The organism is Pantoea sp. YR525, assembly GCF_900116775.1.
Classification (GTDB): Bacteria; Pseudomonadota; Gammaproteobacteria; order Enterobacterales; family Enterobacteriaceae; genus Pantoea; species Pantoea symbiotica.
In genome coordinates this window covers 292,795-315,359 of record NZ_FPBU01000004.1, presented here as the reverse complement: position 1 = coordinate 315,359, position 22,565 = coordinate 292,795, and the positions used below count along the sequence as shown (strand labels likewise).

The following is a 22,565-nucleotide window of genomic DNA, read 5'->3' as shown; positions in this document are numbered from 1 at the left end:
GTCCCTTACTGCGCGGTGTACAGAATCACTGCGGCGGTCGCCAGCAGGTTCAACAGCGTCAACGGCAGACACACTTTCCAGCCGAACGACAGCACCTGGTCATAGCGTGGACGCGGCAGCGCAGCACGAATCAGGATAAACATCACCATAAAGAACGCTGTTTTCAGAGCGAACCAGATGAATGGCGGCAAGAACGGACCGTGCCAGCCACCGAAGAACAGCGTCACGATCAGCGCTGATACGGTGGTGATCGCTACGTATTCACCCACGAAGAACAGGCCGAACTTCATACCGGCGTATTCGATGTGGTAGCCGTCCGCCAGCTCCTGCTCTGCTTCGGGTTGGTCAAATGGATGACGGTGACATACCGCTACGCCCGCGATGCAGAAGGTAAGGAAGCCAAAGAACTGAGGAATGATGTTCCACAGATGCGCCTGGCTTTCGACGATGGCATTCATGTTGAACGAGCCGGCTTGCGCCACCACGCCCATCAGTGACAAACCAAGGAACACTTCGTAGCTCAGCGTCTGCGCCGATGCACGCATCGCACCCAACAGTGAGTATTTGTTGTTACTCGACCAGCCCGCGAACAGCACCGCATACACCGCCAGACCCGCCATCATCAGGAAGAACAGCAGACCAATGTTCAGGTCGGTGACCATCCAGGTTGGCGAAACCGGCACAATGGCGAAGGCCAGCAGCAGTGATACGAAGGCGATAACCGGTGCCAGCGTAAAGATGAAGCGGTCGGTAAACGGTGGAACCCAGTCCTCTTTAAAGAACATTTTGATAATGTCGGCAGCCAGCTGCAGCGAGCCGCCCCAGCCAACACGGTTCGGTCCGTAACGGTTCTGCCACAGGCCGAGCAGACGACGCTCGGCGAAACTCATGAAAGCACCGCAACCGACAACCACCAACAAGATGACCAGCGCTTTGCCGATGTTGATCAGGATTTCAATAACGTCCGGTGTCAGCCAACTCATTGCGCGGCCTCCTGCAGTTTGTCAATTTGCGCACCTGAGAGGAACGGCGGCACGCCCGGCATACCGAGCGGTAAACCAACCTGCCCTGCTTGCAGCGACGCAGAGAAACGTACCGGCAAGCGCAGTGTTTCGCCCGCACAGACCAGCTCAACGGAAGCACCGTTATTGACGCCCAGTTTCTCAGCATCAGCCGGGTTAATCACCAGCGTGGCTGGCGACATGCGTTTCTGGAAGGTGGTTGAACGCTGAGTCATCTCCTCGCTACCAAACAGCTGATAGTAAGGTGCGACGCGCCACTGGCTGCCTTCAACAAAACTTTCCGGAATCGCGGTAAACCACGGCAGTGAACGGTCGCTGGCTTCAAACAGACGCACGCCTGGATCGCCATGACGCAGTTTGCCGCCCACTTCAGCCTGGAACTTGTTCCATGCTTGAGGTGAGTTCCAGCCTGGCGCCCAGGCAAATGGAATCTGCGAACGCGGTGCGCTTGGTTGGTTGTTACCTTCCATGGAGAAGGCAAACATGGTGTCTTTATCTTGCGGCTGACGCGGTTCATGCACGCTGATGTTGGCGCGCATCGCAGTACGGCCACTGTTACGGTGCGGTGAACGTGCCAGTTTTTGACCGCGGATACGGAAGCTGGCATCTGGCGCAGCATCCTTAATGCCTTTCAGCTGCGGCAGCGCCGCAACGGTGGCATCAATCACGTGATCCAGCTGAGTCCAGTCGATGTGACGACTTTCAACTGCGCTGTGCAGCGAACGCAACCAGCGCCAGCTTTCCAGCATCACTACGCTGTCATCGTAATAAGCAGGATCGTAAACCTGGAAGAAGCGCTGCGCGCGACCTTCGTGGTTGATAGATGTGCCATCGCTCTCTGCGAAGCTGGCGGTGGAAAGCACCAGACCGGCTTTTTCCAGCGTGGCGGTACGTTGATGATCGACCACAATCACGTTAGCGGTAGTATCCAGAGCCGCATCGACTTTGGCTTTAGGTGCATGACGATAGAGATCGTTTTCCAGCACCACCAGCGCATCAGCTTCGCCTTTGCTCAGCTGTTCCAGCGCGCTATCCAGCGATTGGCCGCCCATTAGGCCGAGGCCAAAGCTGTTCGCCGCACCCGCGAGGAAGGTAATACCGACATCGGCACCACGCGCTTTCAGCGCTTTCGCCACGTTAGCTGCGGCTTCAATCATCGCGATGCTACCGGAATGGGTTCCGGAGATAATCAGCGGTTTTTTCGCACCTGCTAACGCCTGAACCACCACATCAACTTTGCCGTTGAGTTTGCTGTCGAAGCCGCTGACTGCCGGCGCGCTTTCATCCAGCGCATTGGCAATCGCGAAGCCAAGACGCGCCTGATCTTCCACCGGTGCGCGATAGCTCCACGCAGCGATATCATCCAGGCGGGTTTCGTCGACGTTGGTGACGAACAGCGGATGTTTGGCATGCTGGCCGATATTAAGTATTGCCGCGATCTGCCAGTCAGCCACTTTCTGCGCCGCTGCCATCTCACGTGCTTTGCCTTTTACTGCCTGACGCACCGACAACGCTACGCGCGCGCCGACCTGAGTCAAATCTTCACCCAGCACCAGCACCGCATCGTAGCTTTCAATTTCACGCAGTGATGGCGTGTAGATGCCGCCGTCCTGCAGGACTTTGAGCATCAGCTCAACGCGAGCCTGCTCACCTGCTGGCATACCGGTTGAGAAGTTCGCTGCACCAACCAGCTCACGCAACGCGAAGTTGCTTTCAATGCTGGCGCGCGGCGAACCGATACCGATCACTTTTTTCGCCCGACGCAGCACATCCGCCGCTGCATTCACCGCTTGTTCAGCATTCAGGCTGACCCAATCGTTGCCGCGTTGCTGGACTGGATGACGTGGACGATCTTTGCGGTTGACGTAGCCGTAACCGAAACGACCGCGATCGCACAGGAAGTAGTGGTTTACGGTGCCGTTGTAACGGTTTTCGATACGACGCAATTCACCATAGCGTTCGCCTGGGCTGGTATTACAACCCACGCTGCACTGCTGGCAGATGCTTGGCGCGAACTGCATATCCCATTTACGGTTATAGCGTTCGGAGTGCGTTTTATCGGTAAATACGCCGGTCGGACAAATTTCCACCAGATTACCGGAGAATTCGCTTTCTAGCGTGCCATCTTCCGGACGACCAAAGTAGACGTTGTCGTGAGCGCCATAAACGCCGAGATCTTTGCCGTCGGCATAATCTTTGTAGTAGCGCACGCAGCGATAGCAGGCGATACAGCGGTTCATTTCATGCGAAATGAACGGACCGAGATCCTGATTCTGGTGGGTGCGCTTGGTGAAGCGATAACGACGGAAACTGTGTCCGGTCATTACCGTCATATCTTGCAGATGGCAGTTACCGCCCTCTTCACACACCGGGCAGTCGTGCGGATGGTTGGTCATCAGCCATTCCACCACGCTTTCACGAAACTCTTTGGCTTCGCCATCGTCGATGGAGATAAAGGTGCCGTCTGACGCTGGAGTCATGCAGGACATGACAAGGCGACCGCGGGTATCTTCGGCATTCTGGAATTGCTTCACCGCGCACTGGCGGCAGGCCCCTACGCTTCCCAGCGCCGGATGCCAGCAAAAATAAGGAATATCAAGGCCCAGAGAGAGACACGCCTGTAGCAGGTTGTCCGCTCCGTTCACATCATATTCTTTACCGTCTACATGGATTGTAGCCATAGTGAACATGCTTCCGTAAGGCTCGCCCTAAGACGAGCGTTAAACATCTAATTCTTTCCCCACGCCATTTCGGCGTGAGGTGAGTTCCGTGTACGGCGGCTGATTACCAGCGCGCTTTCAGCAGGTTCGGCTGAATACCGCCGATGGTGCGGGTATTGCCAAACACCTGCGGCGCAATGCCAGCTTCAAACTCTTCACGGAAATATTTAATCGCGCTCTGCAATGGCTCGACGGCGCCCGGTGCGTGGGCACAGAAGGTTTTCCCTGGACCAAGCTGGCGGCAGAGTTGCTGCAGGGTTTCGATATCACCCGGCTGACCTTTCTTCTGCTCCAGCGCACGCAGGATCTTCACGCTCCATGGCAAGCCATCGCGGCACGGCGTACACCAGCCGCAGGACTCGCGCGCAAAGAACTCTTCCAGGTTACGTACCAGCGAAACCATGTTGATTTCGTGATCGACCGCCATCGCCAGCGCCGTACCTAAACGGCTACCGGCTTTACCAATGCTGGCAAACTCCATCGGCAGATCGAGGTGCTGATCGGTGAGGAAGTCAGTTCCTGCGCCACCTGGCTGCCAGGCTTTGAATTTCAAGCCATCGCGCATGCCGCCAGCGTAATCTTCGAGGATTTCACGCGCGGTGGTACCGAACGGCAATTCCCAGACGCCAGGATTTTTCACGCGGCCGGAAAAGCCCATCATTTTGGTGCCGGTGTCTTCGCTGGTAGAGATGTTTTTGTACCAGTCAACGCCGTTAAGGAAGATGGCAGGCACGTTCGACAGCGTTTCCACGTTGTTAACGCAGGTCGGCTTACCCCATACGCCGGCACTGGCCGGGAATGGCGGCTTAGAACGTGGGTTCGCACGACGCCCTTCCAGCGAGTTGATCAGCGCGGTCTCTTCGCCGCAGATATAACGACCTGCGCCGGTGTGGACGATCAGCTCGAAATCAAAACCGGTGCCGAGAATATTCTTGCCGAGGTAGCCCGCTTCAGTAGCTTCCGCAATCGCGCGACGCAGATTGACGGCCGCTTCGATGTACTCACCACGTAAGAAGATGTAGCCACGATAAGCTTTCAGCGCGAACGCACTGATCAGCATGCCTTCTACCAACTGGTGAGGCAGTTGCTCCATAAGCAAGCGGTCTTTATACGTGCCCGGCTCCATTTCATCGGCATTACACAGCAGGTAACGGATGTTCATGGATTCGTCTTTCGGCATCAGGCTCCACTTCAGACCGGTGTTAAAGCCTGCGCCACCGCGACCTTTCAGGCCGGAGTCTTTGACCGCCGCGACGATTTCGTCCTGGCTAAAATCTTTCAGCGCTTTTTCTGCGCCGACGTAACCGTTTTTACTGCGATATTCATCGATCCAGATCGGCTGCTTGTCGTCACGAAGACGCCAGGTCAGCGGATGCGTTTCGGCAGTACGAATGATCTGTTTAATGGTCATTGATACTGCTCCAGCAAGTTGGCGATGCCTTCAGGCGTCAGATGAACGTGGGTATCTTCATCCACCATCATGGTTGGCCCTTTATCGCAGTTACCGAGGCAGCAAGTGGGCAGCAGCGTAAAGCGTCCATCCGCCGTGGTTTGGCCCGGCTTGATGTTCAGCTTCTGCTCCAGCGCATCCTGAATCCCCTGATAACCCGTGATGTGGCACACCACGCTGTCACAGTAGCGAATGACGTGACGGCCAACCGGCGTGCGGTAGATTTGGCTATAGAAAGTCGCCACACCTTCAACATCACTGGCAGGAATACCCAGAACGTCGGCGATGGCGTTAATCGCGCCATCTGGCACCCAGCCGCGCTGTTTCTGCACGATCTTCAACGCTTCGATCGAAGCGGCGCGTGCATCTTCGTAATGGTGTTTCTCGTGCTCGATAGCGTGGTGCTCGGCCTCGCTCAGCACGAAGACCTCTGTAGGGTCGATGGTGTGAATAGCAATTTTTTGATCGTGCATAATTAGCGGTCCACGTCTGACATAACAAAATCGATACTACCGAGGTAAACGATCAAGTCGGATACCAGGCTGCCGCGGATCACCGATGGGATCTGCTGCAGGTGCGGGAAGCTCGGCGTACGCACGCGGGTGCGATAGCTCATGGTGCTGCCATCGCTGGTCAGGTAGTAACTGTTGATCCCTTTGGTCGCCTCAATCATCTGGAAGGATTCGTTGGCCGGCATAATTGGGCCCCACGAAACCTGCAGGAAGTGAGTGATCAGGGTTTCAATGTGCTGCAGCGTGCGCTCTTTCGGCGGCGGCGTTGTCAGCGGATGATCCGCTTTGAACGGGCCTTCAGGCATGTTGTTCAGGCACTGTTCCAGAATGCGCAGTGACTGCCACATCTCTTCCATTTTCAGCTGCACGCGGGTGTACGCATCACTGATGCCAGCGCCAACCGGAATCTCGAAATCGAAGTTTTCGTAGCCTGAATACGGGCGCCATTTACGCACGTCAAAATCTAAACCGGTGGCACGCAAACCAGCGCCGGTGGTGCCCCACGCCAGTGCTTCATCCATGTTATACGCCGCAACGCCTTGCGAACGGCCCATCAACACGGTATTGCGCAGTGCGGCTTTGTCATACTCTTTCAGACGCTTCGGCATCCAGTCGAGGAAGTCGCGCAGCAGACGTTCCCAGCCTTTCGGCAGGTCATGCGCTACGCCGCCGATGCGGAACCACGCCGGGTGCATACGGAAACCGGTAATCGCTTCCACCACGTCATAGATTTTCTGACGGTCGGTAAAGGCGAAGAACACCGGCGTCATCGCACCGACGTCCTGAATAAAGGTAGAGATATAGAGCAGATGGCTGTTGATGCGGAACAGCTCGGACAGCATCACACGGATCACATTGACGCGATCCGGCACGGTGATGCCAGCCAGTTTTTCCACCGCCAGCACGTACGGCATTTCATTTACGCAGCCGCCGAGGTACTCGATACGGTCGGTGTACGGAATGTAGCTGTGCCAGGATTGGCGCTCGCCCATCTTCTCAGCACCACGATGGTGGTAGCCGACATCGGGAACGCAATCGACGATCTCTTCACCATCCAACTGCAGAATGATACGAAACGCACCGTGCGCAGAGGGATGGTTTGGACCGAGGTTGAGGAACATGAAGTCCTCATTGGTAGTGCTGCGCTTCATGCCCCAATCTTCAGGCTTGAAGGTCAGCGCCTCCATCTCCAGATCTTCTTTCTGCTTGGTCAGCTCGAAGGGATCGAACTCGGTGGCGCGCGCCGGATAATCTTTACGCAGCGGATGTCCTTCCCACGTCTGCGGCATCATGATGCGCGTCAGGTGCGGGTGACCATTGAAAGTGATGCCAAACATCTCCCAGGTTTCGCGCTCATACCAGTTGGCGTTGGCGAAAATTTTGGTGATGGTTGGCACATTCAGATCGTTTTCAGATAAAGCGACCTTGAGCATGATGTCGCGGTTGCGTTCAATTGAAAGCAGATGATAGAAAACGGAAAAATCCGCGGCGGGCAAACCGGCGCGGTTAGTGCGTAAGCGCTCATCAAAACCGTGCAAGTCATAAAGCATGACATAAGGCTTTGGCAGCTTGCGCAGGAATTCAACGATTTCTAATAGCTGTTCACGCTTTACCCAGACAACCGGAATCCCGGTGCGGGTAGCCTGAACGGTAAAGGCATCCGGCCCAAAACGGTTACGCAGCTCGCCGACCACTGGGTCATCCAGGTGATCGCGGGTTTGCCATGAAGGCTGTGCGAGATCTTGCGTGGTTAAATCAGTCATACGTTACTCACCATTCCGGCCTGTAATCAGGCGCTCAAAAGAAGGCGTCAGGATGGCGGCGCACATTAAATTGTGATGTTCTGCTGTGGCCGTGGCTCCATCCGTGTACGGGAAGCTTAAACTTCGTCTGGCGATCTCAGGTTGGTGACGGCAATACGCTCGCCACGCTTTCTTTCACGCTCTGGCTGCATGTTGGCGCGATAAACACCCTGGTCACCCACCACCCACGACAGTGGACGGCGCTCTTTGCCAATCGACTCACGCAGCAGCAGCAACGCCTGCATATACGCTTCTGGACGCGGCGGGCAGCCAGGAATGTAAACGTCAACCGGCAGGAATTTATCCACGCCCTGCACCACCGAGTAGATGTCGTACATGCCACCCGAGTTAGCGCAAGCGCCCATGGAAATCACCCATTTCGGCTCCAGCATTTGGTCATATAAACGCTGAATAACCGGCGCCATTTTGGTAAATGGCGTACCGGCGATCACCATGAAGTCAGCCTGACGTGGCGAGGCGCGCATTACTTCGGCACCAAAACGTGCCACGTCATGCACTGCGGTGAAGGATGTGGTCATTTCCACGTAGCAACAGGAAAGGCCGAAGTTATACGGCCAGAGAGAGTTTTTACGCCCCCAGTTCACCATGTCATGCAGGGCATGCTCGAGCTTGCCCATGTAGACGCTGCGGTGAACGTGTTGTTCCAGCGGATCGGTAACCGTTTCCTGTTTCTGCAGAGGATAACGATCGTTATCGCCGCCCCCGTTCGGGTCTACGCGTGTCAGCGTGTAGTCCATCTTATTGCCTCGCTTTTACTGCTTATGAGGGTTGGTGTGGCTGTGACTGACCGGGACAGATTTGACCACTACGCGACGACGCGCAGGAGCCCAATCCAGCGCACCGATGCGCACCAGATAAACCAGGCCTGCCAAGAGCACCAAAATGAAAATTGCGGCTTCGACAAAGCCGACCCAACCGCTTTCGCGAATGGACGTCGACCATGCGTATAAATAGAGGGCTTCGACGTCGAATATGACGAAGAACATCGCAACCAGATAGAATTTTGCAGAGAGGCGAATATGAGTGTCACCGACCGACTCAATACCCGATTCGAACGGGGTGTCCTTGTGTCGCGCACGCGCACGACCACCTAACAACCAGCCACCGGTCAACATAAAGGCACACAGGCCGAATGCGATAACGATAAAAACAATAAATGCCCAGTGATGAGCGATCACTTCTGTAGTTGTCGACATACTCTTTGCTTACTCATCAAAAGTGGTGATGGCATCCTGCTCTGTTGCAGCAAACACACCACATCGATTCAAGGGAAGGATAAAAAACCTTATAAATTTTGCTGTCATTAGCAATAAAGCAGCAATTTTATAGGGGTTTTTACTCCTTTCTATAACCTTTTGTCAACTTTGACAAAAGTATCCAAACATTATTTTACAGCTGCATCATATTATTAACATTCAACCCTCGAAGCGCCAGCTAAATCGCTTCAGTTTGTGAGGTTAATTTTAGTGTAGCGGGTATTCACATGCGTGGATCGTGCATTTAACAATCATATTTTGACAGGTCTCGCCCGAGATTCCCCCCCCTTATCAGGGGTATTTTTTTGATCTAAAGCACATAACTGGGTTTTATGCTGCAAAAAACAGCGGAGTGGACGAAAAAATGCCCTGGTAAAATTGGCACGAATTGATAAAACCATTCCAAAATGGATAAAAATGGAACGCGTTTCATTTTTAAGAATGAGATTGAAATAAAGTCGAGGGAATTACATTTAAAGTGGCAAGTAAAATGGAATAAAAAAAGCCTTAGCCGGTAATTACCACGCTAAGGCCCATTTTTATACGTTTTAACAATTAACCGGTATTCCATTTGCGAGGAATTACCAGCAACTGTAACCCCTACTCTTCGTCATCCAGCAGCAAAGTACCGTCTGGATTAGCGCTCAGATTGTAAGGATCATTGGTAGACTGCATGGCATTGAAGATGGCCAACGCCAGTTCGTTATCGCTGTCTGGATTACGGCACAGCAGATATTGGGTATCCGGCAGCACTGGCAAACCTTCTGCAGCGCCCATCACCCGCAATTCTGGGCTCATCATCTCGACTGGACGCGCTGTCACACCCAAGCCCGCTTTAACCGCCGCACGAACGGCAGCCAGCGTAGAAGCAACATACGAGATGCGCCACGGAATGCCAGCTTCGTTGAGGTGATCAATCGCCATATCGCGATACGGGCTTGGCTCATCCAGCAGGACCAAAGGAATGGCTTCCCCGCGCTGGAAGATATAATCTGCCGCGCAGTACCACAACGTTGGCGAAGTACGCAGTACCTGATGAGTAAAGTTTCCTGGGCTGGACGTCGTCACAACCAGATCGACTTCACCTTGATTAAGCATTTCCATCATGAACGGGTTGCGCTTAACACGCACATCAATGGCCAGCTTCGGATAGACCGACGTTACGCGGTTAAGCAGGAACGGCAGAATGGTATCTGAGGTATCATCTGAAGCGCCAATGGTCAGAACGCCCTGGATGTTGCTGTACATTAAAGAGGTGCAAGCTTCGTCATTAAAACGAAGGATTTTCCTGGCGTAACCCAGCAGTTGAATGCCATGCTCCGTCAGCAATTTATTACGTCCATGTCTGGCAAACAGCTCTTTACCTACCAATTGTTCCAGACGTTGCATCTGCTGGCTCACTGCTGACTGCGTTCTGCACACGGCGGCAGCGGCTGCTGCAAAAGTGTTCAGATCGGCAACGGCAACAAATGTACGCAGCAGATCGAGGTCGAGATTCAGTATCGGACGATTTGCATTAGTCATGTTTTTTCTTCACTTATAAGATTTTTTAAAACTACTACCCTGGTGTATTACCCGACTTATCAAAGAGATAAGAGGCAATGGTGCTTAATGACAGCCCTGTGTGGAGCTGCCATGAAAAAATTTTGTCAGGCGGATGCCGACGATCGCACCACTCTGAGATCAGAGCAGCGTCGTCATTATAGACAGCAGAACTTCTGGGCCGAAAACGTATGTCGTACAGGTGCTGGAAGCTGCGTAGTTGTCTATGTATCCCGCGTAAAGTCCCTGCGGGTTAAAAAGAAATAACATCATGTTATGTAGATGCGAAGCGATAAAGTGCATCAAATAATAAATTATACTTAATCATTTTTACGTTATAAATGGAAATGTTTTTGTTCAAAACATCGCAATTTTTGACCAAAAGCCTTTCCGCACAGATCCTGCCATAACGCTGCTCTTTTTTTAAGCCCCCCAGGTTCTGAATCTTCAGCACCAGCGTTAAAGTGACAGTGCAAATGCTATTTTAAGACTGTTTTACACGATATTAGGTCCGTTACTGACGCTTAATCTCGCCCTTGATAAGTGAATAAGAATGCACTTCATTTTAAGACGCCAGCCAGAGCTTAATCATTGCCAGACATTTTTTCGCCATCTAACAAGAATCACTTAACTATTTCGTTAGGTCGCTATTCTTTTTTTGCGCCAATAGTGACTGAAAAATTTCTGAATAGTCTTCTGTGGCGATGGAAGAAGGCATTTACACGTCAACTCCACCTTCCCAGTTTTTAATCTCACTTTTTTTCGCATTAGTGGATTAATGAACCAGATTAATCGATTTTCAATGACTTTTACGCCATATGGCGAGAGAAAAAATGGCAAACGCGCCAAAACCAAGCGCTACCCTTCTTTTGTTAAGGTGAGAAGAGTAAATTGGGCAAGTTTGATTTTTGGTGGCAGGTTAAAGGACTCTGCCCGTAAAGGCGGTAAAAATGAATTTTCAAATTGATAAATCCGGCAAGCTGGAAAATGTCTGTTATGACATCCGTGGGCCGGTACTGAAAGAAGCTAAACGTCTCGAAGAAGAAGGCAACAAAGTTCTCAAGCTGAACATCGGCAACCCTGCCCCATTCGGTTTTGAAGCACCTGATGAAATCCTGGTGGATGTCATTCGCAATCTGCCGAGCTCGCAAGGTTATTGCGACTCGAAAGGGCTGTATTCAGCGCGTAAAGCGATCATGCAGCATTACCAGGCGCGTGACATGCGCGATGTCACCGTCGAAGACATCTATATTGGTAACGGCGTATCTGAACTGATTGTGCAAGCGATGCAGGCATTGCTCAACAGCGGCGATGAAATGCTGGTGCCTGCGCCGGATTATCCGCTGTGGACCGCTGCGGTTTCGCTGTCGAGCGGCAAAGCAGTGCATTATCTGTGTGATGAATCAGCGGGTTGGTTCCCTGACCTGGATGACATTCGTAGCAAGATCACCCCGCGTACGCGTGGCATTGTCATTATTAACCCGAATAACCCGACCGGCGCGGTTTACAGCAAAGAGTTGTTACTTGAGATTGTTGAAATTGCGCGCCAGCACAATCTGATTATTTTCGCCGATGAAATCTACGACAAGATTCTTTACGACGAAGCACAACATCATTCAATTGCTGCGCTGGCTCCCGATCTGCTGACCGTGACCTTTAACGGCTTGTCGAAAACCTATCGCGTGGCGGGCTTCCGTCAGGGCTGGATGGTTTTGAACGGTCCGAAGAAACATGCAAAAGGTTACATTGAAGGGCTGGAGATGCTGGCATCGATGCGCCTGTGTGCCAACGTTCCGGCACAACATGCAATTCAGACCGCACTGGGTGGATATCAAAGTATTAGCGAATTTATCGCGCCTGGCGGGCGTTTGTATGAACAACGCCAGCGTGCGTGGGAATTAATTAATGATATTCCTGGCGTCAGTTGTGTGAAGCCGCAAGGTGCGCTGTACATGTTCCCGCGTATTGATGCCAAGAAATTCAACATCTTTGACGATCAGAAGATGGTGCTGGATTTCCTGCTGCAAGAGAAAGTGCTGTTGGTTCAGGGCACCGCGTTCAACTGGCCGTGGCCAGATCACGTGCGCATTGTTACGCTGCCGCGCGTGGACGATTTGGAAATGGCCGTCAGCAAGTTTGGTCGTTTCTTACAAGGGTATCGCCAGTAAATTGTGACGCGTATACTGTTCGCATTTCGGGGAAAAAATATCTTTCCCGCCGTGCGAACAGGAACCGTCCATGACTCGTAGCCATTTTTTCGCCCACCTTTCCCGTCTCAAACTGATCAATCGCTGGCCATTGATGCGTAATGTGCGCACTGAAAACGTCTCCGAGCATAGCTTGCAGGTGGCGATGGTTGCTCACGCGCTCGCCATCATCAAAAACAAAAAATTTAACGGCAACCTCAATGCCGAGCGCATTGCCATGCTGGCGCTCTATCACGATGCCAGCGAAGTGCTGACCGGGGATTTACCGACGCCGGTGAAGTACTACAACGCGCAGATTGCGCACGAATACAAAAAGATCGAGAAAATTGCTCAGCAGAAGCTCATCGATATGCTGCCGCCTGAACTGCAGGACGCTTATCGCCCGCTGATTGATGAACACTTGCATACCGAAAGTGAGCAATCCGTGGTGAAGCAAGCGGATGCACTTTGCGCCTACGTGAAGTGTCTGGAAGAGTTGTCGGCAGGTAATAACGAGTTTCTGCTGGCCAAAGCACGCCTGGAAAAAACCCTCACGCAGCGCCGTTCACCGGAAATGGATTATTTTGTTGAGGTGTTTATTCCCAGCTTTAGCCTGTCGCTGGATGAAATATCACAAGACACGCCGCTGTAAAAAAAACGGGCCGCATCGGCCCGTTACTTTATGCGACGATAGAAAGTGTAAACTCGCCGCTATCTTCTTTGATGACGTTTACCGGTTCAAGCGTTGCGACGCGGAAGGTAACTTCATTGATGCGCGGTGCATCTGCTGGCGCATTCATGGCGATCACCGCACTGCCCGCATCCAAACCAGAAATAATGCCCGCCGGCGCATCCTCAACTACCACGCAATGCGTCGCTGAAAGCCCCAAACGCTCAGCACCCAGCAGGTAAGGTTCGGGATTAGGCTTACCGTGCTTGATATTCTCAGCGGTAATAAACACTTTTGGCATCGGTAAATTTGCAGCTTTATGGCGCGCGTGGGCGACTGGAATCGAACCCGAGGTCACAATCGCCCACGGGATCTGCAACTCATTCAACGTTGACAGTAACGCTAACGCGCCCGGAATCGCCTGTACGCCTTGCGTGTCTTCCGCTTCGAGACGTTCAAGCCAGAGAAATTCCGCCTGAATCGCCTCTTCAGATTGCCCTGCCATGAAATGGCGCAACGAATTGATGGCAGGCTTCCCGTGTATATAGCTCAGGACCTCTTCCGCCGACAAACCATGGCGCTCGCCCCACAGTGACCATGCGCGAATCACTGCAGGCAATGAATCCACCAGCGTACCGTCTAAATCAAACAGAAAACCCCTGTACTTCACGCGTCGCTCCTTATTCAGGCATTGATAATCTGCGCGATCTCATTCGCGCTGAGATGATATTGACGCGGACAAGTGTGCCACACCGTTAACATGCGTTGGTATTTTTCCCACATCGGCGTTTGAGCATTGAAGCCGTGGGTGCCGGAATCAAAGTGGGTATAGCGTCCTTCAACATTCACCATAAAGCGCACGTAGCCGAGATAACGCGCTTCGGTGGCCGCATCAAAACCAAGAAACGCCAGGCGACGCTCGTCAATCGCGCTGCCATCTTTGAGGTTCGACCAGGAAACATGCAGCGCATGGTGCATTTCCATAATATCGATCAGCAGGCGACAGGTCGCTTCCGTTAGCTCGCCGAACTCTTTATCGAGCTCGCGTAACTGCAAGCCATAGCCGCGTTCAATAATGGTTTGATAACGACGATAACGCTCAGCGTTATCAGGCTCCAGCATGGCCATCATTTTGTATTGATTGGAGAGGATCAGTCGTTGTGCGTGGGTCATTTCCATGGTTTGCTCCCGGGCCAGCAGGCCGCTTAAGATTTAAACAATGAAGAAATGATTACACAAGGAGAGTGATGCGTGTATGTCCGCACCACTTTTCTTTGATTTGAACCGGGATTTGGCTCAAATTCTCCGGCAGGTAAAAGCGTCAGCAGATCAAAGATCGTCAAGGAAAGTGCGATCAAGCTGCTTAAAGGCACGTTTCAACACTTCGGCGAGTGACTGATATGTCGGCTTACCATCAACCGGTGCAATCGCCTGCCCCGCTTCTTCCAGTTTGGTGCGCACTTCATGAAACCACTGCAGCAACGTCGGCGGCAACGGCGTCACAGAACGTTTCCCCAACCACCACAATCCTTGCATCGGCAGGCTGCAGGCAAACAGCGCAGTCGCAATCGCAGGGCCGAGTTGTCCACCCATCGCGATTTGCCACGTAAGAGTGAAAATCGCCAGCGGCGGCATAAAACGAATGGCAAAGCGGGTTGCATTGACCACGCGATTTTCAGGAAACACCGGCGCCAGGCGCTTGTCTGTAGGCCAGGTCTTCATGTATCGCTGTCCGCGCTGGAACAAGCCGAACCAGCCGGGATTGTCTGTCTCATTCGCCATGATAGACCTCAACTAAATCTGCAATATTTAAAATAAACCGATAACTACACAACTTTACGTGACATCCTTCAAAAGTTTTTGTCTTTGCGGGTGACAGTGAGTATTCTGACGCCGTTTCAGTAACATTACCGGAAGCTTTAGCTCAATAAAAGAGCGGCCAGAGCCATGTTTCGCTAAGTGCTTATCAAAAATAAGCGTAAAATCACCAAAATTTTTTGCATGTCAGTGAAATTTTGACTAGCACATGATGTTTATCATTAACCTACCAGCTTTCATGGGCTACGCTGTTAGTCTGATTGCGTTTTTTTTAGCCACTATTTAACAAAATAGGTACTTCCATGTCGACGAAGTTAGTTCTGGTTCTGAACTGCGGCAGTTCTTCACTTAAGTTTGCCATCCTTAACCCTGTTACCGGCGACGAATATCTGTCCGGTCTGGCTGAATGCTTCCACTTACCGGAAGCACGCATTAAGTGGAAACTGGACGGCAGCAAACAAGAAGCTCAGCTTGGCGCGGGTGCGGCACACAGCGAAGCACTGAACTTCATGGTTAAAACTATTCTGGCACAAAAACCAGAGCTTTCGGCACAAATCGCTGCAATCGGCCATCGTATTGTTCACGGCGGCGAGCAGCTGACCAAATCGGTCATCATCGACGAATCTGTTATTCAGGGCATCAAAGACGCCTCTTCTTTTGCGCCACTGCATAACCCTGCGCATCTAATCGGTATAGATGAAGCGCTGAAAAACTTCCCGCATCTTTCCGATAAAAATGTGGCGGTTTTCGACACCGCATTCCATCAGACAATGCCGGAAGAGTCCTATCTCTATGCTCTGCCGTATAAATTGTATAAAGAGCACGGCGTTCGTCGCTACGGCGCACACGGCACCAGCCACTACTATGTGACGCAGGAAGCCGCGAAAATGCTGAACAAACCGGTTAGCGAACTGAACATCATCACTTGCCACCTCGGCAATGGCGGTTCTGTTTCTGCTATTCGCAACGGCCAGTGTGTTGATACCTCAATGGGCCTGACACCACTGGAAGGTTTGGTGATGGGCACCCGCAGCGGTGACATTGATCCGGCCATTATCTTCTTCCTGCATGATTCCCTGGGCATGAGCGTTGATTCCATCAACAAGTTGCTGACCAAAGAGTCTGGTCTGCTGGGTCTGACCGAAGTCACCAGCGACTGCCGCTATGTGGAAGACAACTACGCCACCAAAGAAGATGCCAAGCGTGCGATGGATGTGTTCTGCCACCGTCTGGCGAAGTACATCGGCAGCTACACCGCGCTGATGGAAGGCCGTCTGGACGCCGTGGTCTTCACCGGTGGCATCGGTGAAAACGCTGCGATGGTACGCGAGCTGGCGCTGCAGAAACTGGGCCTACTCGGCTTCGAAGTCGATCACGAGCGCAACCTGGCGGCACGCTTCGGCAAATCTGGCTTCATCAACAAAGAAGGCACGCGCCCGGCCGTGGTGATCCCAACCAACGAAGAGTTGGTGATTGCTCAAGACGCCGCGCGTCTCACCGCTTAAAAACACTTCTCTCCGTCAGCTTAGGCTGACGGAGTTGTTTTAGACAGTCTGCAACACCTGAGAGGTTTCTATCGTGTCACGTACAATTATGCTCATTCCTACCGGCACCAGCGTCGGTCTGACCAGCGTCAGCCTCGGCGTGATCCGTGCCATGGAGCGCAAAGGCGTGCGCCTGAGCGTATTCAAGCCCATTGCCCAGCCACGTGCGGGCGGCGATGCGCCAGACCAAACCACCAGCATTATCCGTAAAAGCTCCGCGATTCCTGCCGCTGAACCGCTGCAGATGTCACGCGTTGAGTCGCTGCTCGGTTCTAACCAGCAAGACGTGCTGATGGAAGAGATCATTGCCAACTACCACGCGAACGCCAAAGACGCGGAAGTGGTGCTGGTAGAAGGCCTGGTTCCTACGCGTAAACATCAGTTCGCCTCTGCGCTGAACTATGAAATCGCCAAAACCCTGAATGCAGAAATCGTCTTCGTGATGTCGCTGGGCAACGATTCTCCGGCGCAGCTGAAAGAGCGTATCGAGCTGACGCAAAGCAGCTTTGGCGGCAGCAAGAACAAAAACATCACTGGCGTGATCATCAACAAACTGAATGCGCCGGTGGATGAGCAAGGTCGTACGCGCCCGGATCTGTCAGAGATTTTCGATGATTCCACCAAAGCCAGCATCGCCAACATCGATCCCAAGCAGCTGTTTGCCAACAGCCCGCTGCCGGTGCTGGGTTGTGTGCCGTGGAGCTTTGACCTGATTGCTACTCGCGCCATCGATATGTGCCGTCACCTGAACGCCGATATCATCAACGAAGGTGAAATCCAGACGCGCCGCGTGAAATCCGTGACCTTCTGTGCACGTAGCATTCCGCACATGCTGGAGCACTTCCGTCCGGGTTCACTGCTGGTGACTTCCGCAGATCGTCCTGATGTGCTGGTTGCTGCCTGTTTGGCCGCGATGAATGGCGTTGAAATCGGTGCGGTGCTGTTGACCGGTGGATATCAGATTGAAGCGCCAATCGCACGCCTGTGCGAACGTGCGTTCCAGACCGGCCTGCCAGTATTTATGGTGAAAACCAACACCTGGCAGACGTCACTCAGCCTGCAGAGCTTCAACCTTGAAGTGCCGACTGACGATACGCAACGCATCGAAAAAGTGCAGGAGTACGTGGCCAGCTTCATCAATGAAGATTGGGTGGAATCACTGACCGCAACGTCAGAACGCAGCCGTCGCCTGTCTCCACCAGCATTCCGCTACCAGCTCACCGAGTTGGCGCGTAAAGCCGGCAAACGCATTGTGCTGCCAGAAGGCGACGAGCCACGTACCGTCAAAGCGGCAGCGATTTGCGCCGAACGCGGCATCGCTACCTGTGTGCTGCTCGGCAATCCGGAAGAGATTCAGCGTGTTGCGGCGGCGCAAGGTGTTGAACTCGGCAAAGGCATCGTGATCGTGGATCCAGAAGTGGTACGCGAAAACTATGTGCCGCGTCTGGTTGAGCTGCGTAAGAGCAAAGGCATGACCGAAGTGGTGGCGCAGGAGCAGTTGGAAGACAACGTGGTGCTCGGCACCATGATGCTGGAAAGCGGCGAAGTTGATGGTCTGGTATCCGGCGCGGTTCACACCACGGCGAACACCATTCGTCCACCGCTGCAGCTGATCAAAACCGCGCCAAACAGCTCGCTGGTGTCGTCGGTGTTCTTCATGCTGCTGCCGGAGCAGGTGCTGGTGTATGGCGACTGCGCCATCAACCCGGATCCCAATCCAGAACAGCTGGCAGAAATCGCGATTCAGTCTGCCGATTCAGCCAAAGCCTTCGGTATCGATCCACGCGTCGCGATGATCTCCTACTCAACCGGTAACTCCGGTGCCGGTAGCGACGTTGAGAAAGTGCGTGAAGCCACGCGCATCGCGCAGGAAAAACGTCCGGACCTGGTGATCGATGGTCCGCTGCAGTATGACGCCGCGATTATGGAAGACGTCGCCAAATCCAAAGCGCCAAACTCTGCGGTTGCCGGTCGCGCTACCGTGTTCATCTTCCCGGATCTGAACACCGGTAACACCACTTACAAAGCGGTACAGCGCTCTGCTGATCTGATCTCCATCGGGCCGATGCTGCAAGGCATGCGTAAGCCGGTGAACGATCTGTCACGCGGCGCACTGGTGGATGACATCGTCTACACCATCGCATTGACGGCGATTCAATCCCAGCAGGCCGAAGGCTAATCCCTTCCCCGCCCGGCAAAAAAGCATGCACTTCGGTGCGTGCTTTTTTTTGCCCCGCACTTCACTGGCATAAACCCTGCGCTGCGCTAACACTGATTGAAGTCTGCCGCTAATTGCGAGGTTAATAATGAGCAACAGTGATGTGCACAGCCGTCGTTTACAAGCCACGCCGCGCGGCGTAGGCGTGATGTGTGATTTCTATGCGGTGAAAGCCGAGAATGCCACGGTGTGGGATCAGCATGGCCGCGAATACACCGATTTTGCCGCAGGCATCGCGGTGCTTAACACCGGGCATCGTCACCCGAAAGTGATGGCGGCGGTGCAACAGCAGCTTGAATGTTTTACCCACACCGCATTTCAAATCATTCCTTATGAGAACTACATTCACCTCGCTGAGCGGCTTAATGCGTTAGTGCCGATTAATGGCGCGGTGAAAACCACCTTTTTCTCAACCGGTGCAGAAGCGGTCGAAAACGCGGTGAAAATTGCGCGCGCGGCCACCGTTCGTCCCGGCATCATCGCCTTCAGCGGCGCGTTTCACGGCCGCACCAATATGACAATGTCGCTAACCGGTAAAGTGGTGCCGTATAAAACCGGCTTCGGCCCCTTCGCCAGCCCGGTATTTCACGCGCGCTATCCCAACGCGCTGCACAACGTCACAGTTAGTGATGCGATCGATAGCCTGGAAGCGATTTTCCGCAGCGATATCAGCCCGCAGCAGGTGGCGGCCATTATCTTTGAACCGGTGCAGGGTGAAGGCGGTTTCTACAGTGCGCCGCCAGAGTTTGTCGTTGCGCTGCGTGAGTTATGCGATCGTCACGGAATTCTGTTGATCGCCGATGAGATTCAGAGCGGTTTTGCGCGCACCGGCAAGCTGTTCGCCAGCGACTATTACACCGTGCAGCCCGATCTTGTTACCATGGCGAAAAGTCTGGCCGGCGGCTTCCCGCTCTCGGCGGTGTCGGGACGCGCGGAAGTCATGGACGCGCCTGAGCCTGGCGGCCTGGGCGGAACCTATGCTGGCAGTCCACCGGCGATTGCGGCGGCGCTGGCGGTGTTAGAGATCATCGAAGAGGAAGCACTGTGCCGCCGCGCCAATCAATTAGGCAGCCGATTAAAACAGGTGTTACAGCGTGCGGATTGTAAAGCGCTGGCGGAGATACGCGGATACGGCTCGATGATAGCGGCGGAATTCAATGATGCGGCGGGTAAGCCGTCGGCGGAGATTGCCAGAGCTATTCAGCAGCAGGCGCTGGAGCAAGGTTTGATTCTGCTAACCTGCGGCGTGTACGGCAACGTGATTCGCTTCCTCTATCCGCTGACCATTCCGGATGCGCAGTTCGAGGATGCTTTGACGCTGTTGACGGGCATTCTGCGGGAACATTAAATCAGGTCGCCATAAATGGCGACCTTACGGCATGATTATGCTTCGCTGCTCTGCTTACGGCGCGCAGCATCGCTGTTACGGCTCAGCCACAATGACAACGCCTTAAGCGAATCATCGGTGAACTCGTCACAGCGCGCGGTGATCTCTTCCGGCGTCATCCAGAAGATCTCGTCTACTTCCTCTTCCTGCATAGCAAACGGACCATGGGAAACGCAGCTGAACAGCCCGCCCCATACGCGGCAATGCTGATCTTCAAAGTAGAACTGTCCATGCTCGGCGAACGGAACGGCCGCAATACCCAACTCCTCTTCCGCTTCACGACGCGCCGATTCCAGCAGGTCTTCCCCGCTCTGCACCACGCCACCGGCAGTGGCATCCAGCATACCCGGCATGAAGTCTTTGATTTCAGTGCGACGCTGCACCAGAATTTTGCCCATGCCATCGTGCACCACAATATAGGTCGCACGATGACGCAGACACTGCGCACGCATCTGCGCACGGCTGGCCTGCGCAATGACTTCGTTCTCTTCGTTAACGATATCAACCCACTCGATACCGTCACCTGCCGTTTGATCCACCATCCGTAACCCTTTTCTGTTTTCGGCGTGCCCAGCACGCGCCTGTTTGCCATGCTTTATTAGAATAGGCGGTAAGGTAAAGCGTTCTTTTCGCCATCGCAAGGCGCATCGTGCTCAGCGTGTTTTACCGGATTCCGCTAACCAAAGTTGCACCGAAGCACGCTGCCACTGGAACTCAGCATAGTGTTGCAGCTTCACCGGCAGCGCATCGCCGTGCAGCGCCAGACGATTAATCATCACGGCTAAATCGGTATCCGCAATCGACCATTCGCCAAACAGATTTTGCTGTCCGTCAGGCAAAAGGCGCTGCACCGCAGCAATGAGTTTATTAGCGGCTTGCTCACCCGCTGGCGTAAGCGGCGCAAAACGTTCGCCGGCGAACAGCACTTCGGTGGGACGCTCGGAGCGCAGCGCCATCAAATCGCTGCGCAGCCACGCCTGCACTTCGCGCGCATGCGCGCGTTTCTCGCGATCGCGCGGATAAAGGCGCTCGAACTCTGGCGCCGGAAAGCGCTCTTCCAGATACTCGGCAATCGCTGAAGATTCCGTCAACAGCACATCATCGATTTGCAGCGTAGGCACGCGGCAGGTCAGCGACAGCGCGCGGTATTCCTCATCCCACTGCGCATTCTGCGATAAATCGACGCGCTTCAGGGTGAAGGGAATGCCCTTCTCGGTTAGCGCAACATAAACCGACATGGCGTAAGGACTGAAAAAGCAGGAATCTGACCACAAGGTAATGGTTGGATAATTCATTGGCTGCCTCAGGAAAGCGTCAGGTGTGCATCATGTTTACCGATTTTTATTTGTTAAGGCAATGGTGCGCTGGTCGGATCTTTAGCTGCTAAGACCAGCGCTGACTTTTCCTTTTTCTTCATAAGCGTAAGCCGAGTCACGCCGCGCGCACGCTTCTCTTCTATGCTCAATCTGAGCAGATAAAAAATGACAAGGAGGCTCAACATGCATTTACTGATCACCGGCGGCACCGGCCTGATTGGCCGCCACCTGATTCCGCGTCTGTTGCAGCTTGGCCATCAGGTGAGCGTTGTTACGCGCGATGTGGCCGCCGCACGCGAAAAACTCGATGCCAGCGTAGCGCTGTGGTCCGGCATTAATCAGCAAACTGATTTAAATGGCATTGATGGTGTTATCAATCTCGCGGGCGAACCGATCGCCGATAAACGCTGGACCGAACAGCAGAAGCAGCGGCTATGCGAAAGCCGCTGGCAAATTACCGAGCAGCTGGTTTCGCTGATTCACGCCAGCAGCAATCCCCCGCAATTTTTGATTTCCGGTTCGGCTACCGGTTTTTATGGCGATACCGGCGATCTGGTGCTGACCGAAGAGGATCCGGGGCACGACGAGTTTACCCATGCGCTGTGCGCCCGTTGGGAGCAATTGGCGCTCACTGCGCAGAGCGATCGCACCCGCGTCTGCCTAATGCGAACTGGCGTGGTGCTGGCGAAAGAAGGGGGCGCGTTATCGAAGATGAAGCTGCCGTTTAAGCTTGGCGTCGGCGGCCCGATTGGCAGCGGCAAACAGTATCTGCCGTGGATTCACATCGACGATTTGGTTAACGCGATACTGTGGTTGATCGATCATGCTGAACTGCGCGGCCCCTTCAACATGGTTGCGCCCTATGCGGTGCGCAATGAGCAGTTCGCCGCCACGCTCGGCCATGTGATGCATCGTCCGGCCTTTATGCGCACGCCAGCCAGCGCCATCAAGCTGATGATGGGCGAATCGGCGGTGCTGGTGCTCGGCGGACAACATGTGTTGCCGAAGCGCTTAGAAGAGTCTGGCTTTGGTTTTCGCTGGTACGACCTGGAGGAAGCATTGCGGGATGTCGTGTAGGGGCGCCATTAATGGCGCCCTGGT

The 22,565-nt window shown here is 53.6% G+C and carries 20 protein-coding genes; 7 read left to right on the top strand and 13 right to left on the bottom strand.

The features are described 5' to 3' along the window. Positions 1-5 precede the first annotated feature (5 nt). From nuoH to lrhA, 8 genes are all read right to left on the bottom strand, one after another. Positions 6-983: an NADH-quinone oxidoreductase subunit NuoH gene (gene nuoH, locus BM323_RS10375; RefSeq protein ID WP_091003726.1), complete on the bottom strand. Its 978-nt coding sequence runs from the start codon at positions 981-983 to the stop codon at positions 6-8. Further along, on the bottom strand, positions 980-3,703 hold the full coding sequence (gene nuoG, locus BM323_RS10370; RefSeq protein ID WP_036648501.1) for an NADH-quinone oxidoreductase subunit NuoG: 2,724 nt from the start codon (positions 3,701-3,703) through the stop codon (positions 980-982). The genes nuoH and nuoG overlap by 4 nt, the downstream gene beginning before the upstream one ends. 103 nt (positions 3,704-3,806) lie before the next feature. Continuing rightward, entirely contained in the window at positions 3,807-5,147 is a 1,341-nt protein-coding gene (gene nuoF / locus BM323_RS10365; protein WP_175501701.1) for an NADH-quinone oxidoreductase subunit NuoF, read from the bottom strand. A 2-nt stretch (positions 5,148-5,149) separates the two neighbouring features. After that, positions 5,150-5,665 (bottom strand): NADH-quinone oxidoreductase subunit NuoE, encoded by a 516-nt coding sequence (nuoE, locus tag BM323_RS10360; protein WP_008105146.1) that lies wholly within the window; start codon positions 5,663-5,665, stop codon positions 5,150-5,152. A 2-nt stretch (positions 5,666-5,667) separates the two neighbouring features. Further along, positions 5,668-7,467, bottom strand: a complete 1,800-nt coding sequence (gene nuoC / locus BM323_RS10355) for an NADH-quinone oxidoreductase subunit C/D (protein WP_008105149.1) — start codon at positions 7,465-7,467, stop codon at positions 5,668-5,670. 116 nt (positions 7,468-7,583) lie between these two features. Next, the gene (locus BM323_RS10350) at positions 7,584-8,264 is read right to left on the bottom strand and encodes a NuoB/complex I 20 kDa subunit family protein (protein WP_008105151.1); all 681 of its coding nucleotides are present in this window, start codon (positions 8,262-8,264) and stop codon (positions 7,584-7,586) included. A gap of 15 nt (positions 8,265-8,279) precedes the next feature. Next, a complete protein-coding gene (locus BM323_RS10345) occupies positions 8,280-8,723 on the bottom strand; it encodes an NADH-quinone oxidoreductase subunit A (RefSeq protein ID WP_007889316.1) in 444 nt (147 codons plus the stop codon). A 660-nt stretch (positions 8,724-9,383) separates the two neighbouring features. Further along, positions 9,384-10,307 carry a transcriptional regulator LrhA gene (lrhA, locus tag BM323_RS10340; RefSeq protein WP_007889314.1) on the bottom strand — a complete coding sequence of 308 codons (924 nt, stop codon included), beginning with the start codon at positions 10,305-10,307 and terminating at the stop codon, positions 9,384-9,386. Between the two features lie 796 nt (positions 10,308-11,103). Here lrhA and BM323_RS24290 point away from each other — a divergent pair. From BM323_RS24290 to yfbR, 3 genes are all read left to right on the top strand, one after another. Then, the gene (locus BM323_RS24290; protein WP_139221411.1) at positions 11,104-11,292 is read left to right on the top strand and encodes a hypothetical protein; all 189 of its coding nucleotides are present in this window, start codon (positions 11,104-11,106) and stop codon (positions 11,290-11,292) included. Beyond that, positions 11,276-12,493 (top strand): pyridoxal phosphate-dependent aminotransferase, encoded by a 1,218-nt coding sequence (locus BM323_RS10335; protein ID WP_008105154.1) that lies wholly within the window; start codon positions 11,276-11,278, stop codon positions 12,491-12,493. Before BM323_RS24290 ends, BM323_RS10335 begins: the two co-directional genes overlap by 17 nt. Positions 12,494-12,563: 70 nt before the next feature. Then, on the top strand, positions 12,564-13,163 hold the full coding sequence (gene yfbR / locus BM323_RS10330) for a 5'-deoxynucleotidase (protein ID WP_008105157.1): 600 nt from the start codon (positions 12,564-12,566) through the stop codon (positions 13,161-13,163). 28 nt (positions 13,164-13,191) lie between these two features. Here yfbR and BM323_RS10325 read toward each other — a convergent pair whose 3' ends face one another. The 3 genes from BM323_RS10325 to yfbV all read right to left on the bottom strand — a co-directional run bounded on the left by BM323_RS10325 (position 13,192) and on the right by yfbV (position 14,963). After that, positions 13,192-13,851: a sugar phosphatase gene (locus tag BM323_RS10325; RefSeq protein ID WP_008105158.1), complete on the bottom strand. Its 660-nt coding sequence runs from the start codon at positions 13,849-13,851 to the stop codon at positions 13,192-13,194. Between the two features lie 14 nt (positions 13,852-13,865). Further along, the gene (locus BM323_RS10320) at positions 13,866-14,360 is read right to left on the bottom strand and encodes a YfbU family protein (RefSeq protein WP_008105160.1); all 495 of its coding nucleotides are present in this window, start codon (positions 14,358-14,360) and stop codon (positions 13,866-13,868) included. 150 nt (positions 14,361-14,510) lie between these two features. Next, entirely contained in the window at positions 14,511-14,963 is a 453-nt protein-coding gene (yfbV, locus tag BM323_RS10315) for a terminus macrodomain insulation protein YfbV (protein WP_008105162.1), read from the bottom strand. Between the two features lie 338 nt (positions 14,964-15,301). Between yfbV and ackA the strand changes: the two genes are divergently transcribed. The 3 genes from ackA to BM323_RS10300 all read left to right on the top strand — a co-directional run bounded on the left by ackA (position 15,302) and on the right by BM323_RS10300 (position 20,109). Further along, a complete protein-coding gene (gene ackA, locus BM323_RS10310) occupies positions 15,302-16,504 on the top strand; it encodes an acetate kinase (RefSeq protein ID WP_008105164.1) in 1,203 nt (400 codons plus the stop codon). Positions 16,505-16,577: 73 nt separating this feature from the next. Continuing rightward, positions 16,578-18,722, top strand: a complete 2,145-nt coding sequence (gene pta, locus BM323_RS10305) for a phosphate acetyltransferase (RefSeq protein WP_008105167.1) — start codon at positions 16,578-16,580, stop codon at positions 18,720-18,722. 127 nt (positions 18,723-18,849) lie between these two features. Beyond that, positions 18,850-20,109, top strand: a complete 1,260-nt coding sequence (locus BM323_RS10300; RefSeq protein WP_008105170.1) for a 4-aminobutyrate--2-oxoglutarate transaminase — start codon at positions 18,850-18,852, stop codon at positions 20,107-20,109. Between the two features lie 35 nt (positions 20,110-20,144). On the opposite strand, the gene yfcD is transcribed toward BM323_RS10300, so the two are convergent. Together yfcD and yfcF are read right to left on the bottom strand one after the other, a co-directional pair. Then, positions 20,145-20,690, bottom strand: a complete 546-nt coding sequence (yfcD, locus tag BM323_RS10295; RefSeq protein ID WP_007889295.1) for an NUDIX hydrolase YfcD — start codon at positions 20,688-20,690, stop codon at positions 20,145-20,147. A 111-nt stretch (positions 20,691-20,801) separates the two neighbouring features. Then, entirely contained in the window at positions 20,802-21,443 is a 642-nt protein-coding gene (yfcF, locus tag BM323_RS10290; RefSeq protein ID WP_008105173.1) for a glutathione transferase, read from the bottom strand. A 204-nt stretch (positions 21,444-21,647) separates the two neighbouring features. On the opposite strand from yfcF, the gene BM323_RS10285 reads away from it, so the two are divergent. Then, positions 21,648-22,541 carry a TIGR01777 family oxidoreductase gene (locus BM323_RS10285; protein ID WP_008105175.1) on the top strand — a complete coding sequence of 298 codons (894 nt, stop codon included), beginning with the start codon at positions 21,648-21,650 and terminating at the stop codon, positions 22,539-22,541. The last annotated feature ends 24 nt before the right edge of the window (positions 22,542-22,565 follow it).

Coding starts and splice junctions, on each gene's coding strand:
- BM323_RS24290 (WP_139221411.1), top strand. CDS start 11,104: ATGAACCAGATTAATCGATTTTCAATGACTTTTACGCCATATGGCGAG.
- BM323_RS10345 (WP_007889316.1), bottom strand. CDS start 8,723: ATGTCGACAACTACAGAAGTGATCGCTCATCACTGGGCATTTATTGTT.
- BM323_RS10285 (WP_008105175.1), top strand. CDS start 21,648: ATGCATTTACTGATCACCGGCGGCACCGGCCTGATTGGCCGCCACCTG.
- nuoG (WP_036648501.1), bottom strand. CDS start 3,703: ATGGCTACAATCCATGTAGACGGTAAAGAATATGATGTGAACGGAGCG.
- yfcF (WP_008105173.1), bottom strand. CDS start 21,443: ATGAATTATCCAACCATTACCTTGTGGTCAGATTCCTGCTTTTTCAGT.
- lrhA (WP_007889314.1), bottom strand. CDS start 10,307: ATGACTAATGCAAATCGTCCGATACTGAATCTCGACCTCGATCTGCTG.
- yfbV (WP_008105162.1), bottom strand. CDS start 14,963: ATGGCGAATGAGACAGACAATCCCGGCTGGTTCGGCTTGTTCCAGCGC.
- yfbR (WP_008105157.1), top strand. CDS start 12,564: ATGACTCGTAGCCATTTTTTCGCCCACCTTTCCCGTCTCAAACTGATC.
- BM323_RS10300 (WP_008105170.1), top strand. CDS start 18,850: ATGAGCAACAGTGATGTGCACAGCCGTCGTTTACAAGCCACGCCGCGC.
- yfcD (WP_007889295.1), bottom strand. CDS start 20,690: ATGGTGGATCAAACGGCAGGTGACGGTATCGAGTGGGTTGATATCGTT.
- ackA (WP_008105164.1), top strand. CDS start 15,302: ATGTCGACGAAGTTAGTTCTGGTTCTGAACTGCGGCAGTTCTTCACTT.
- nuoE (WP_008105146.1), bottom strand. CDS start 5,665: ATGCACGATCAAAAAATTGCTATTCACACCATCGACCCTACAGAGGTC.
- nuoC (WP_008105149.1), bottom strand. CDS start 7,467: ATGACTGATTTAACCACGCAAGATCTCGCACAGCCTTCATGGCAAACC.
- nuoH (WP_091003726.1), bottom strand. CDS start 983: ATGAGTTGGCTGACACCGGACGTTATTGAAATCCTGATCAACATCGGC.
- BM323_RS10320 (WP_008105160.1), bottom strand. CDS start 14,360: ATGGAAATGACCCACGCACAACGACTGATCCTCTCCAATCAATACAAA.
- BM323_RS10335 (WP_008105154.1), top strand. CDS start 11,276: ATGAATTTTCAAATTGATAAATCCGGCAAGCTGGAAAATGTCTGTTAT.
- BM323_RS10350 (WP_008105151.1), bottom strand. CDS start 8,264: ATGGACTACACGCTGACACGCGTAGACCCGAACGGGGGCGGCGATAAC.